The 12,496-nt window shown below is 64.5% G+C and carries 13 protein-coding genes; 8 read left to right on the top strand and 5 right to left on the bottom strand.

Annotated elements, in window-relative coordinates; all coding sequences use genetic code 11:
- Nucleotides 1–264 precede the first annotated feature (264 nt).
- The 4 genes from CV102_RS04875 to CV102_RS04860 all read left to right on the top strand — a co-directional run bounded on the left by CV102_RS04875 (nucleotide 265) and on the right by CV102_RS04860 (nucleotide 5,498).
- Nucleotides 265–1,287, top strand: a complete 1,023-nt coding sequence (locus CV102_RS04875; RefSeq protein ID WP_148856773.1) for a TAXI family TRAP transporter solute-binding subunit — start codon at nucleotides 265–267, stop codon at nucleotides 1,285–1,287.
- A gap of 63 nt (nucleotides 1,288–1,350) precedes the next feature.
- Complete coding sequence (locus CV102_RS04870) at nucleotides 1,351–1,869, top strand: DUF1850 domain-containing protein (RefSeq protein ID WP_233710632.1); 519 nt, start codon at nucleotides 1,351–1,353, stop codon at nucleotides 1,867–1,869.
- On the top strand, nucleotides 1,866–4,583 hold the full coding sequence (locus tag CV102_RS04865) for a TRAP transporter permease (RefSeq protein ID WP_148856771.1): 2,718 nt from the start codon (nucleotides 1,866–1,868) through the stop codon (nucleotides 4,581–4,583). Before CV102_RS04870 ends, CV102_RS04865 begins: the two co-directional genes overlap by 4 nt.
- Before the next feature lie 51 nt (nucleotides 4,584–4,634).
- A complete protein-coding gene (locus tag CV102_RS04860; RefSeq protein ID WP_148856770.1) occupies nucleotides 4,635–5,498 on the top strand; it encodes a hypothetical protein in 864 nt (287 codons plus the stop codon).
- 18 nt (nucleotides 5,499–5,516) lie between these two features.
- On the opposite strand, the gene CV102_RS04855 is transcribed toward CV102_RS04860, so the two are convergent.
- Nucleotides 5,517–6,125: an IMPACT family protein gene (locus CV102_RS04855; protein ID WP_148856769.1), complete on the bottom strand. Its 609-nt coding sequence runs from the start codon at nucleotides 6,123–6,125 to the stop codon at nucleotides 5,517–5,519.
- A 169-nt stretch (nucleotides 6,126–6,294) separates the two neighbouring features.
- Here CV102_RS04855 and CV102_RS04850 point away from each other — a divergent pair, with 169 nt between their 5' ends.
- Nucleotides 6,295–6,687, top strand: coding sequence for a DUF7522 family protein (locus CV102_RS04850; protein WP_148856768.1), 393 nt, complete (start codon nucleotides 6,295–6,297; stop codon nucleotides 6,685–6,687).
- Between the two features lie 27 nt (nucleotides 6,688–6,714).
- Here the strand turns inward: CV102_RS04850 and CV102_RS04845 are convergent, their stop codons facing one another.
- Complete coding sequence (locus tag CV102_RS04845; RefSeq protein ID WP_148856767.1) at nucleotides 6,715–7,218, bottom strand: amino acid-binding protein; 504 nt, start codon at nucleotides 7,216–7,218, stop codon at nucleotides 6,715–6,717.
- Nucleotides 7,219–7,336: 118 nt separating this feature from the next.
- Here CV102_RS04845 and CV102_RS04840 point away from each other — a divergent pair, with 118 nt between their 5' ends.
- On the top strand, nucleotides 7,337–8,026 hold the full coding sequence (locus CV102_RS04840; protein WP_148856766.1) for a hypothetical protein: 690 nt from the start codon (nucleotides 7,337–7,339) through the stop codon (nucleotides 8,024–8,026).
- Between the two features lie 5 nt (nucleotides 8,027–8,031).
- Here the strand turns inward: CV102_RS04840 and hisB are convergent, their stop codons facing one another.
- The gene (hisB, locus tag CV102_RS04835; RefSeq protein ID WP_148856765.1) at nucleotides 8,032–8,619 is read right to left on the bottom strand and encodes an imidazoleglycerol-phosphate dehydratase HisB; all 588 of its coding nucleotides are present in this window, start codon (nucleotides 8,617–8,619) and stop codon (nucleotides 8,032–8,034) included.
- A 278-nt stretch (nucleotides 8,620–8,897) separates the two neighbouring features.
- Between hisB and CV102_RS04830 the strand changes: the two genes are divergently transcribed.
- Nucleotides 8,898–9,170 carry a hypothetical protein gene (locus CV102_RS04830; RefSeq protein ID WP_148856764.1) on the top strand — a complete coding sequence of 91 codons (273 nt, stop codon included), beginning with the start codon at nucleotides 8,898–8,900 and terminating at the stop codon, nucleotides 9,168–9,170.
- Between the two features lie 128 nt (nucleotides 9,171–9,298).
- Here the strand turns inward: CV102_RS04830 and CV102_RS04825 are convergent, their stop codons facing one another.
- Both CV102_RS04825 and hisA read right to left on the bottom strand, forming a co-directional pair.
- Nucleotides 9,299–9,628, bottom strand: a complete 330-nt coding sequence (locus CV102_RS04825) for a hypothetical protein (RefSeq protein ID WP_233710631.1) — start codon at nucleotides 9,626–9,628, stop codon at nucleotides 9,299–9,301.
- 20 nt (nucleotides 9,629–9,648) lie between these two features.
- Nucleotides 9,649–10,449: a 1-(5-phosphoribosyl)-5-[(5-phosphoribosylamino)methylideneamino]imidazole-4-carboxamide isomerase gene (hisA, locus tag CV102_RS04820; protein ID WP_148856763.1), complete on the bottom strand. Its 801-nt coding sequence runs from the start codon at nucleotides 10,447–10,449 to the stop codon at nucleotides 9,649–9,651.
- A gap of 64 nt (nucleotides 10,450–10,513) precedes the next feature.
- On the opposite strand from hisA, the gene CV102_RS04815 reads away from it, so the two are divergent.
- On the top strand, nucleotides 10,514–12,370 hold the full coding sequence (locus tag CV102_RS04815; RefSeq protein WP_148856762.1) for an SLC13 family permease: 1,857 nt from the start codon (nucleotides 10,514–10,516) through the stop codon (nucleotides 12,368–12,370).
- Nucleotides 12,371–12,496: the final 126 nt, after the last annotated feature.

Below are 12,496 nucleotides of genomic sequence, written 5' to 3'. Positions count from 1 at the left end.
ACCCGTCGTGACAGATGGGAAAGTATTTCGATTCGAACCAATCTCGGAACACAACCGACGTCTGTTGACACGGATCTCTCCAGTTTCGTGTCGACGTCCAAACGGACGTTCGTTTCTTCTAACTGCAGATTACCCGCCACGAGTATCGGCGAACGCAGCACCGAGTACGCCCCTGTGTATTATTTATTATGCAATTCATTACAATATTAACGAACAGACAAAATCCGAAGCAGCTATTAACGAATTCCACATTATATATTCCGTATGGTTAGACATATCAAGCGGCGCGAGTTCGTCGCGATTGGTGGGGCTGCAGGAATCGCTGGATTCGCGGGTTGTATCGGTGAAGACGCCGTCGACGAAGAGAACGGAGAGAACGGGGACGACGAAGAGAACGGAGACGACGAAGATCTCGAAGATGCTGATCCGGATGGTGGAGAGGTCATCTCGTGGCTCGCCGGCGGGACCGGTGGAACGTACTACCCGCTATCGGGCGACTTCAAGAGCATCGTCGAGGAACACACGCCGCACGGGCTTCAGGTGCAGTCGACCGGTGCCAGTACGGAGAACGTCGGCAGCCTCCACCGCGAGGAGGCCGAGTTCGGACTGATCCAGAACGACATCGCGTACTTCGCGTACCACGGGACGGGCCTCGAGGAACTCGAGGGGGAAGCGATGGAGAACATCCGTGGCGTCGCGACGTTGTACCCGGAGACGATCCACGTCATCACCCAGGCCGACTCCGGCATCGAGACCGTCGAAGACCTCGAGGGTGCGACGATCAACACCGGTGACTCCGGCAGCGGGACCCAAGTCAACGCGCTCCAGATTCTCGAGAGCGCGGGTATCGACGATTTCGACGAAATGAACTCGGACTTCGACTCGGCGGCCGATCAGATCCGCGACGGCGACGTCGACGCCGCGTTCGTCGTCGGCGGCTGGCCGGTCGGTTCCATCGAGGAACTCGCGACGACGGACGACATCTCGCTGGTCGAAATTTCGGGCGACATCCGTGACAGCGCGATGGACGAGGCGGAGTGGTTCGCCGAGGACACAATCCCGGAAGGAACGTACGAGGACGTCGACGAGGACGTCGAGACCATCTCCGTGCAGGCGATGATCGCCACGCACGAGGCCGTCGACGAGGGGATTGTCGAGGAGATCACCGAGGCGATCTTCGAGAACACCGACGGCGTCACGCAGAAAGAGGAGTTCATCGACGTCGAGTCCGCACAGGACGGGATGCCGATCGACCTTCATCCGGGCGCCGAAGCGTACTTCGGCTAAGGATCGAACCAAACTACAGTTCCGTTATCGACCGTGGATCGATCCGTTCCCCGACGTCTCGTCGTGATCTCGGTAGTACTAGCCGTCGCTGTCGCCGGGGCCACGGCTGCAGGGTCGGCCGCGACGGCGGACCGAACTGTCGTGGTCGCCGACGCGGAATCGGGAACCCACCTTCTCGAAGTGCCGGCGGACGACGGGGACGAAGTGACGCTTTCGTACACACACAGCGTCGAAAAGACACCGATCGAGGACATCTACGTCGTTGACGGAACGGCGCTTCGGATGGACCGGATGGTGTTCCACTCCCACGGGGCGGGGCTCCCGACCGACAGCCAGATCGAACAGACCGACGAGGGGTTCGTCCTCGAACTTGACGACACCTACGAGGAACTCGGTGTCGTTCCCGGCTCGATCGCCGGACACGAACTCGTCGTCGACGGCGAGCGGTACGATCTGGTCGCGCTCTCGGACGGTCCGGTCACGATTTCGGTCGCCGATCGATCGCTGGGGGACGCGATCGCCGACCACGTTCTCCGACCGACACTAGAGATGACTGATATACGTATGATGGACTCGCTATGAGCGTAGACAACCGCGATACCAACGCACTTTCGGAAGAGGAACAGGAGGAACTCCTACAGGAGGTCGAACGACGGCGGTCGCTCCAGGGGGCGGCGCTCGTTCTCGTCGCCCTGATCGGGATCAGTTTCTCGGCGTTTCAGATGTGGATCGCCGCCCGAACCTACCGTTTCGGCGGCACGCTTCCGGGCATCGGCGAGTTCACCCTCCTCTCCTTTCAACCGCTGCAGGTGTATACGGTCCACGTCACGTTCGCGCTGATACTCGCCTTCCTGCTGTTTCCCGCGAGCCGTGGCGACGGGTTCGTCGCCCGTCGACTCGGAGCGATCGAACCCGCCGCTCGCGACCGGTTTGGAACCGAGAGCGCGCTGACTCGAGGCATCGAGCGACTCGGCGACGGCGTCCGCTGGGCGGCCCTCGACCCCTCGCTCCGGCGAATCACGCCGCTCGACGCCGCGCTCATCTTCCTCTCGCTCCTTCCCGCGTACTACACCGCAACCAGCTACAGCGAGATCGACCGCTCGGCGCTCCGCGGTATCCACGGAATTCCGGCGCTCCACGAGACCTATCCCGTCCTCGAGCCGCTGGTCATGGCGATCGCCTCGCTGGGCATCCCACTCGACGAGGTCTCCTACGCCTACCTGATGGGTGTTCTGGGGCTCCTGCTGGTGCTCGAGGCGACCCGGCGGACGCTCGGGTTCCTGCTCATGTCACTCGTCGCGTCGTTCATCGTCTACGCGCGGTGGGGCTACCTCATTCCACGAGACTCCGCGCTCGGCACCCTGGCGATCCAGCCCGAATCCTGGGGGAACATCGTCCGGAACCTCTGGTACACGACCGAGGCCGGGGTCATGAGCACGCCCGTCGAGGTCAGCGTCCGGTTCATCTACATCTTCATCCTCTTCGGCGCCTTCCTCGAGATGAGCGGTGCCGGGAAGTGGTTCATCGACATGGCGTACTCCCTGACCGGCACCAGGGAAGGCGGTCCGGCGAAAGCCAGCGTCGTCTCGAGCGGCTTCATGGGGATGCTCTCGGGATCGTCGATCGCCAACACGGTGACGACGGGCGCGTTCACGATCCCGCTGATGAAGCGGTCGGGCTACTCGCCGGAGTTCTCCGGCGCCGTCGAATCGTCCTCGTCCTCCGGCGGACAGATGCTGCCGCCCGTGATGGGCGCGGCGGCGTTCCTCATCGTCGAACTCACGGGGACGCCGTATCCGGACGTGATCATCGCCGCGACGCTGCCCGCGATCGCCTTCTTCTTCGGAATGTGGGTCATGGTCCACTTCGAGGCGATCCGGGCCGGAATCGGCGGTCTGCCGCGAGCCGAACTGCCCGACCCGCGTTCGAACCTTCGGGCGGGCTGGTTCTACCTGGTCCCGATTATCTTGCTGCTGTACTTCCTGATGATCGCCCGCTTCTCGATCAACCGGGCCGGCTGGCTGACGATCGTGTCCGTCATCGCCCTGCTCGCACTCGTGGCGGCGTACAACGAGCGCACCCGCGTCCCGCTGCTGGGAGCGATCACCGCGGTCTATCTCGCACAGGCTGCGGCGTTCGTCACGTTCGGAACCGGTCTCCTCGGCACTGTTCAGGCCGTCACCGGGGCCGACGTTGCTACGGAAGCCTACTCGCTGGGCGGTGCGGCGATGGCGGCGGCGGGCGACCTCGGGACGATTACGATCCTCGTCAGTGCGGCGTTCCTGGTCGCTCGACCGAACATCCACGCCCCGCTGCTCGAACTGGACGACGAGGTCGACTCCGCGGCGAAACGGAGCGCGACGGCGATCGGACGACCGCAGCTGGCGACCAACACGGCCTACCGCCTCGGGACGTTCGTCCTCAAGTCGATGGACTCGGGTGCCAGAACCGCGACGACGGTCGTCGTCGCCGTCGCCGCCGCCGGCGTCGTGCCGGGGGTCATCAGCATCTCCGGCCTCGGTCCGAACCTCGCGGCCCTCATCGGGTCGGTCAGCGGCGGGTCGATGCTCGTGTTGCTCACCCTGACGGGTATCGCCTCCATCCTCTTCGGGATGGGCATGCCGACGACCGCGATGTACATCATCCTGGTCGCGATGCTCGAGACGCCGCTCCTCGAGGCGGGCGTCTTCGTTCTCGCGGCCCACCTGTTCATCCTCTACTGGGGACTGATGGCCGACGTCACGCCGCCGGTCGCGGTCGCGGCCTTCGCCGGCGCCGGCGTCGCGAAAGCCGAGGAAATGAAGACGGCGGTGACCGCGTTCCTGCTCTCGCTGAACAAGGTGCTCGTCCCGTTCGCGTTCGTCTTCTCGCCGGGCATCCTCCTGATCCGCGTCGAGTCGCTCGAGAACTGGTGGATTATCGGCTGGGCCGATATCACCGACGTCGGCTTCTTCGTCCCGGATGTCGTGATTCCCGTGATCGGGATGTTCCTCGGCGTCTACGCCCTCGGGGCGACGATCATCGGCTACCAGTACTCGAAGATCACGCCGACCGGACGGGGACTCTATTCGATCGCTTCGATCCTGCTGATGGTACCGGAGATCCCGATCCTCATCGCCGAAGGGATTCTCGCGCTCGTCGGCGTTCCATCGGCGTTGACGGTCTTCGAGATCACCGTCTCGCTGCGTGCCGTCGGTCTGGCGATGCTCGTGGCGTTGACCTACCGAAACCGTTCGCGGGCCGACCTCGAGGAAACCGACGCGGAGACGACCGCGCCGGCCGCCGGCGACGCGTAACCGGATCGGCGATCCCGTCACTATTTTAACTCGTTCGGCATACGGCGTCGTATGACTCCCTTGAACTCCCTCGCCAGTGGTTCTACTCGCTTAAGCGCGGGGTTTCGCGCCGTCGTCGCGCTCTACGCCGGCGTTCTCCTCGGCGGTGTCGCGGCGTCGGTGGCCGCGGCCCAGTCCGCCTCGAGCACCGCCCTCGCCGCGGTCTTCCTGGGCGGTCTCGCAACCGGGGCGGTCGCCGGCGTCGTCGTCGCGCGAGCCGACGAGCGCCTCCCGATCCGCCTCGGTCGGAACCGACGTCGTCGCGCCCTCCTGGTCGTTCCGGGGATTCCGGGACTGGTCGGCGCAGCGACCGTCGCCTCGTCGTGGTCGCCGATCGCGTCCCCCTTCGTCGCGACCGGGTCGTCGCTCTCGCTTCTCGTGCTGGGATACGTCCTCGGCGAACTGGCCCGGACCGAGTACGTGGAGGCGGTTACCGCGGACGAACCGGCCGACTCGTGGCGGTGGACCCCGCCGGGCGGTGGAATGGCCTACACGCTCGTCGCCCTCGGCTGGCTGGTCCTGGCGCTGATCAACGCCGCCGGCGGGAACTGGACCGCCACCGTCGTCTGGGTTCTGATCACGATGGGCTGGATCGTCGGTGGCCTCGTCGAGGGGCGGTGGCAGACCCGCTGGGGCGCTACACCGGAGATCCGGATCCACGAGAACGGGCTCGTCAAGCAACGACCGTTTACGAAGACGTTCGTCCCCTGGGAGGATGTCTCGCACGTCCGACTGCACGAGGACGAACTCGTCCTCGACCGCGGGCTGTTCGACGTTCGCCTCGAGCGCTCGGAACTCGCCGACCTCGAGGCCGTCCGCGAGACGATCGAACGGCGGCTCGAGACCGCCGGTGCGGACGCGCGGCTCGTGCCGTGATCCGTCGACGGCACTGACTCACTCGAGGTCGGCCCGGCCGCTCGTCGCGCTTCGAATCCGGTCGCGCAGCGCCTCGGCCTCGGCGAGCGGCACTCGAACCCTAAACGAGACGTCAGCCTCGTAGTCGGCGTCGAACTCGAGGCCCTCGCTCTCTAAAATACCGCGCACCGTGCCCGAGTCGTCGTACTCGACAGTGATCTCCACCTGCTCGTGGGGACGCTCCTCGACGATGCCGGCCTCCTCGACGGCGTCTTTCACTGCGCGGGAGTAGGCCCGGACGAGGCCGCCGACACCGAGGTTCGTTCCGCCGTAGTAACGGGTGACGACGACCGCACAGTTCTCGATGTCCTGTTGGTCGAGGACGTTCAACGCCGGCTTACCCGCCGATCCGGACGGCTCGCCGTCGTCGCTCGAGTACTCCCGCAGAAACTCCCCCCCGGAATCGGCTCGCACCCGATAGGCGGGGACGTTGTGGGTCGCGTCGGCGTACTCCCTCTCGACGGTGTCGACGAACGCCTCCGCGGCGTCGACGGATTCGACTGGCCGAACGTGCCCGAGGAACTCCGACCCCTGGACGACGAAGCTGGCGGTCGCGGGTTCGGTGACGGTTCGGTACGTCTCGCTCACGCCCGCACACCCCGATCGCGCCCCGGATCGATCATGGTGGCGCTATTCTCGCCACGGAAAAGAGCCCACCGGTCCCCGCGGTCAACCGCCGAATTAGTGGCCCGCACCGACTCGATGTGTTGTTCAAGCCGACGTATTATATATTACTCCTGCTGTGGTATGAACACACATGTCGGATGGGTCCATCGATTCACAGTTTACTGATGAATTGCGCAGTGCCTGTCGCACCGCCGTCGGTGACGAACTTCGAAGTATCACGTACTTTACCGAGGATGACGTCGAACAGGTGTATCTCCGGTCAGATCTCGATCAAACCGCAGATCTCGTCGGCTTTGCCGAGCACGAGCGGATGGGATTTCGCTCCCAGTCTGCGTACCGCAACACGCAACTCGGGGAGTACGAAGCGACGATTCGGATGTTCGAGAACGGCTACCTGACACGAATCATCCACGGATCACACGGTGTCTGGGTGACGACTGACAACATGTCGATGGAACGGTTCGAGGAGCTCACGTCCACGCTCCGGACGCTTCTCGAGGAAGATGCGCCCGCTGTCGAGTGAGACCTCCGCTCCCGCCGACCGGCGAATTTACTGCAGTTCGATCTTCCGGACGAACTCGAGGTCACGGATTTCGGTAATGACCTCGCCCGGCAGATCCTGATCGGTCACCAGATAGAGTCGCGGTTCGTCGGTGAACTCCGGATCCTCGCTGATCGTCTGCCGGATCGTGATGCCGTGGTCGGCGAGCGTTCCCGTAATCTGGGCGACGATCCCCTCCTGTTCGGCGTCGTCGACCGCGATCGATAGCACCGTCAGATCCAGAACGGGTGCGAGATCCATCAGACTCGGCACCTGCGAAATGTTCTGGAAGATCCGGCGCAGCTCCGGATCCTCGAGGATGGCGTCGGTCGTCGAATCCACGACCCGCCGGTCGACGTCGATCTCGCGCGCGATTCCCGTGTTCGGTATCTCGATGCCACCGGAGACGACCCGACCGTCGTCGTTGACGGAGAAGCCTCGCTCGAGCAACAGCCGAATAACCGCCTGCTGGCTCGGCGACCCCTCGAACTTCTCCATGATCTCGTCGAACATTCAGTACCAGGTGTACGCGGGCCGTCGTATAATGATCAGTGGTTGGGCCGCGCGATCGATCGCCCTCTCACCCGCACCTCTCGGAGGTTTTTTGACGCCCGGATGACACCACGTCGCCATGCGTGCGCTTCAGAACTGTGACTTCTGTGCTGCCGAGGCCGTCGGAACGTTCGAAATCGTCCCGCCCGAACTCGAACCGACCGAGGCCGAGCAACGACGCGTCGTCCTCTGTGGCGACTGCAAAACGCAGCTTTCGACGCTGATCGAACCGCTGCTCGCCCGTGCCGGCGCGGATCGTCCCGACGAAGACGCGACCGAGGGACCGGACTCGAGACCCACTCCGAGCGAGTCGATCCAGGGTGAGTCGACCCAGAACGATCGGACTCGCGACTCGGACGCGACCAGTTCCGACGTTGCCGCCACCGATGCTACCGGCGGTATCACGTTCGAGCACGAGCGAACGGCGTCGACGACCGACGACGACTCGCCGACCGAATCACCGACTGACGAGCCGAGAAACGCTGCCTCGAGGACTGACGAGCCGAAGACTGACGAATCGGCGGCCGACGAAGACGCCGTCGAGAACCGCTCGAGTGCCGATCGGACCGGATCGAACCCCGTTCCGCCGGCGTACGGCAAGGTCGTTCGACTGCTTCGCAACCGCACGTTCCCGATGGAGCGACGGGCCGTCGCATCGCTGGCTGCGGGTGCGTACGATCTCGAGTCCCACGAGGTCGAAGCGATTATCGACTATGCGCTCGAAGACGGCGAGTTCACCGAGTCTGAGGGCGAACTCCGCCGTCCCTGACGCTTCTAAAGGGTCCCCTTCGTGCTCGGTGTCCCTTCTCGCCGCTCGTCGCTCCGGGTCGCGTCGTCGAGGCTGCGTGCGAGCGCCTTGAACAGCGCCTCGACCTCGTGGTGGGCGTTCTCGCCGTCGACCTCGAGGTGGAGGGTGAGCCCGGCGTTCATCGCGAGCGACTCGCCGAAGTGGCGGGCCATGTCGCTCGTAAAGTCGCCGACTCCCGCCTGAGAGAACGTCCCGTCGAAGTAAAAGCGCGGTCGACCGCTGACGTCGACCACGGCGCCTGCGACGGCCTCGTCGAGCGGAACGCGCCGGTCCGCGTAGCGGACGATTCCTGACCGATCACCGAGCGCCTCGTCGATGGCCGTCCCGAGGACGATCGCGACGTCTTCGACGGTGTGGTGGTCGTCGATCTCGAGGTCGCCGTCGCACTCGACCTCGAGGTCGAACAGGCCGTGTTTGGCGAACGACGTCAGCATGTGATCGAAGAAGCCGATTCCGGTCTCGACGTCGGCGTCGCCGCTGCCGTCGATCGCGATAGCACACTCGATCGACGTCTCGCTCGTTTCACGCGTCACCGTTGCTGTCCGATCGCTCATGCCGCATCGATACCGCTGCCAGTACAAGGGGGTTCCGCTCGTCTCGACTGCAGCGACCGTAGATCTGACAGAATACGGACCAGTACTATCAGTACACTCTCGGGAAGAGAAACAGGCTCACAAGCGGTTATAAAATATCTAACTAATTTTGAGCGAGTTACGAAACGTCGGTAGCAGCCGATTGCAAGATAAAACTATCCGAAACCAGTTCAATATTCGACCGCTTATATGATGGTTCCAGTGAAGGTCGTGAATACACAGAGGTAGGATCCGGTCCCATGTCGAACCACTCCCCGCTCTCGAACGAATCGATCACGCCCTCCGGCGCCGAAGCCAAGCCCAAATCCGAGGGCCGTTGCCACCGACTCGTCCGCTCGCTCAAGAAACCGGCAGAGTTCCTCGCGTTCTGGGTCGCCATCACGCTCCCGTTCGTCCACCTGCCGTTGCTCGCGCGTGGACTGGGCGATCCGAACGTCTCGCTCGCGTTCCTCCTGTTGCTGGTGATCAACGTCTCCGCCCTCTACGTTGGTCACGGCTACAACCAGGAATGAACACGCTCGAGCCGTCTGGACCGCCTCTCGTCCTCGATACCGCCCGAAACCGTTCGTGACCGAGCGACCGCCCTCTCGTCGCCGTTCCACGTAACTCGACTTGCCACCTTTTCGGGACCGAATCTGTTCTAAGCCTGCTCGCTCCGCCCGTAGGTCATCCGGACCAGGCCCTCGGTACCGCCCTCAGGAATCTCCATTTCGCCGTCGAACAGTTCGAAGCCGACCGTCTCGTAGTACGGCACTGGACCACGACGGCAGAGCAACGAGAGGCCGACGACGACTTCCGTCTCGGCGAGCGCCCGCCGAACGCCGTCGACGTCGCGGTCGGCCCACCACTCGTAGTCCTCGTCGGGGTCGGTCAGCGCGCGGGCGTCGTCGACTGTCGGATCCCGAACTCGAGCATCTCCTGTTGCCGTCTCCGCCACCCAACTTGCTTTTAGCGGTGTGCTATCACCCACCGAGCTTCGTGGCAGCAGCCTCAGTCTTCCTCGACAGCGGTCTTCGCCTCCTCGAGCGTAAACTGCCCTTCGTACAGCGCGCTGCCGACGACCACCGCAGCAGCACCGGTCTCCCGGAGGTCTCGGACGTCCTCGAGCGTCGCGACGCCGCCGCTCGCGATCACGGGTATCTCGGTTGCCTCGACCAGTTCCCGGACGGGTTCGGTCGCGACGCCCTCGAGTTGCCCTTCGACGTCGACGTTCGTAAAGAGGATCGCGGCGGCACCGAGTTCCTCGTACCGTTCGGCGGCCTCGACCGGTGTGATGCCGGCACCTTCGGTCCAGCCCTCGACGACGACCTCGCCGTCTTTCGCGTCGAGACTGACGACCACGCTGTTCGGGTGTTCGTCGCTGATCTCGGCGACGATGTCGGGATTGTCGACCGCTGCCGTCCCGAGGATGACGCGGTCGACGCCGCGCTCGAGCAGGTCGGTCGCGCCCTCGGCGGTCCGGATGCCGCCCCCGAGCTGGGTCGGCACGTCGACGGCGTCGATCACGGCGTCGATGGCAGCGGCGTTCTCGCGTTCGCCCTCGAAGGCACCGTCCAGATCGACCAGGTGAAGCGTCTCCGCGCCGGCGTCGATCCACCGCCGGGCGGCCCCGACGGGATCGCCGTAGGTCTTCTCCGTCCCGCGTTCGCCCTGTACGAGCTGGACGACCTCGCCGTCCTGGACGTCGACCGCCGGGATCACCTCGAACGCCGTGTCGCCCGCATCGTCAGTATCCATACTCGAGTGCCCGTGACCGACGCGAGTAAAGCCGACGGTTTCGACGAATACCATCAACCGGACACAGTCTACACGTCATGCGAAATTATTACCTGTCGGGTCAGTGTCCGGGTGAACAATGTCGACGGGGCTGGTGCTCGCCCAGGAGCCCTTGGCGCAGCCTGAACTGACGACGGACGTTCTCGTCGTTCTCGGCGTCGTCCTCCTCGCACTCGTGTTGTTCGTTACCGAGCGCCTCCCGATCGACGTCACCGCACTTCTGCTGATCGTCGTGCTGGTCGTCCTCGAGCCCTGGACGGGGATCGACCCGGCGACCGGCATCTCGGGTTTTGCCAACGAGGCGACGATAACGGTACTGGCGATGCTGATCCTGAGCGGCGGGATCAGTCGAACCGGGCTCGTCCAGGAACTGGGGCGACGGATGGCCGCGTTCGCGGGGGGCAACATCAGGAAACAGCTCGTCGCGATCGTCGCCGCCACGAGTCCCACCTCGGGTTTTCTGAACAACACGCCGATCGTCGCCCTGCTCGTGCCGGTCGTCACCGACGTTGCCAACCGCGGCAACACGTCCCCTTCGAAGCTCCTCATCCCGCTTTCGTACGCCTCGCAAGTCGGCGGAATGCTCACCCTCATCGGCACCTCGACGAACATCCTCGCGAGCGACATCAGCGCCCGGCTCGGCGAGGAGTACGCCGAACTCCACCGGTTCTCGATGTTCGAGTTCACGCAGCTCGGGATCGTGGTCGTCCTCGTCGGCGGCCTCTACCTCGTCTTCGTCAGCCACTACCTGCTTCCCGAACGGGTTCCGCCGCGAGCGGACTACCTCGAGGAGTACGAGGTCGGCGACTACATCGCCGACGTGGCGATCGTCCCGGGTTCGCCGCTCGTGGGGGCGACCGTCGGCGACGCGTCGGACTCCCTCGGCCCCGAGATCGACGTCGTTCAGGTCGTCCACCACAGAGATCGATCCGTCGCACCGCGACGCGAGACGCACCTCGAGGAGGGTGACGTCCTCGTCGTCCGGACGGATCGCGACGCGATCAGGACGCTCGAGGACGCGGCCGGCGTCGAACCGGTCGGCCGCCCGGAGTCCGACGCAGAGCTCTCGCCGGAGTCGTCGGAGGGCGTGCTTACGGAACTGATCGTCTCGCTGGACTCGCAACTGGTCGGCGAACGGCTCGACCCCGAGCGGTTCCGCGAGGAGTTCGGCGCCGCAGTGCTCGGACTCCGGAGCCACGGCGAACTCGTCGCCGATCGGATCGTCGGCAAGCGACTCGACGTCGGCGACACGCTCCTCGTACAGGCCCCACCGGACACGCTCGATCGACTCTCCCGGAGCGACGACGTGATCGTCGCTCGAGAGCCGCCCCGTCCCGAGTACCGCGCGGACAAGGCGCCGATTGCCGTCGCCATCATGATCGGCGTCGTCGCAGTCGCGGCCCTCGAGATCTATCCGATCCTGATCTCGGCGATCGCGGGCGTGGTCGCGATGGTCGTCACCGGCGTGCTCGATCCAAACGAACTGTACGACGCCGTCGAGTGGGACATCATCTTCCTGCTCGCGGGCGTGATCCCGCTCGGCATCGCGCTCGAGCAAACGGGCGCCGCGGCCTATCTCGCCTTTCTGGTCGTCCAGACCGCGGGGTTCCTGCCGACGCTGCTCGTGCTGTGGCTGTTCTACGTCGCGACGGGATTGATCACGGAGGTCATCAGCAACAACGCCAGCGTCGTGCTGCTGATCCCCGTCGCGGCGGCCGCGGCGGTTGGAATCGGCGCGAACCCGTTCGCGTTCGTGATGGCGGTCACCTTCGCGGCGAGCACCGCCTTCCTCGGCCCGATCGGCTACCAGACGAACCTCTTCGTCTACGGACCGGGCGGCTACCGCTTCAGCGACTACTTCCGGGTCGGCGCGCCGCTGCAGTTGCTGCTGTCGATCGTGACCGTCCTCGGGATCGCGTTCTTTTGGGGCGTTTGACTGAATTGCTGTACTGACTGTTACGTACCGACCCCATCGCCACGTGGTCGCCGACGGCGTCGTCGGTGCTAGCGAACGGTATCTCGTTCGAATAACGCATTCACTTGCTACAATACTTATTTCTCG

The sequence above is a fragment of the Natronococcus pandeyae genome, assembly GCF_008122205.1.
GTDB classification, from domain to species: domain Archaea; phylum Halobacteriota; class Halobacteria; order Halobacteriales; family Natrialbaceae; genus Natronococcus; species Natronococcus pandeyae.
Note: the sequence above shows the minus strand (reverse complement) of the source record. Positions and strands in the feature narration are given on the sequence as shown.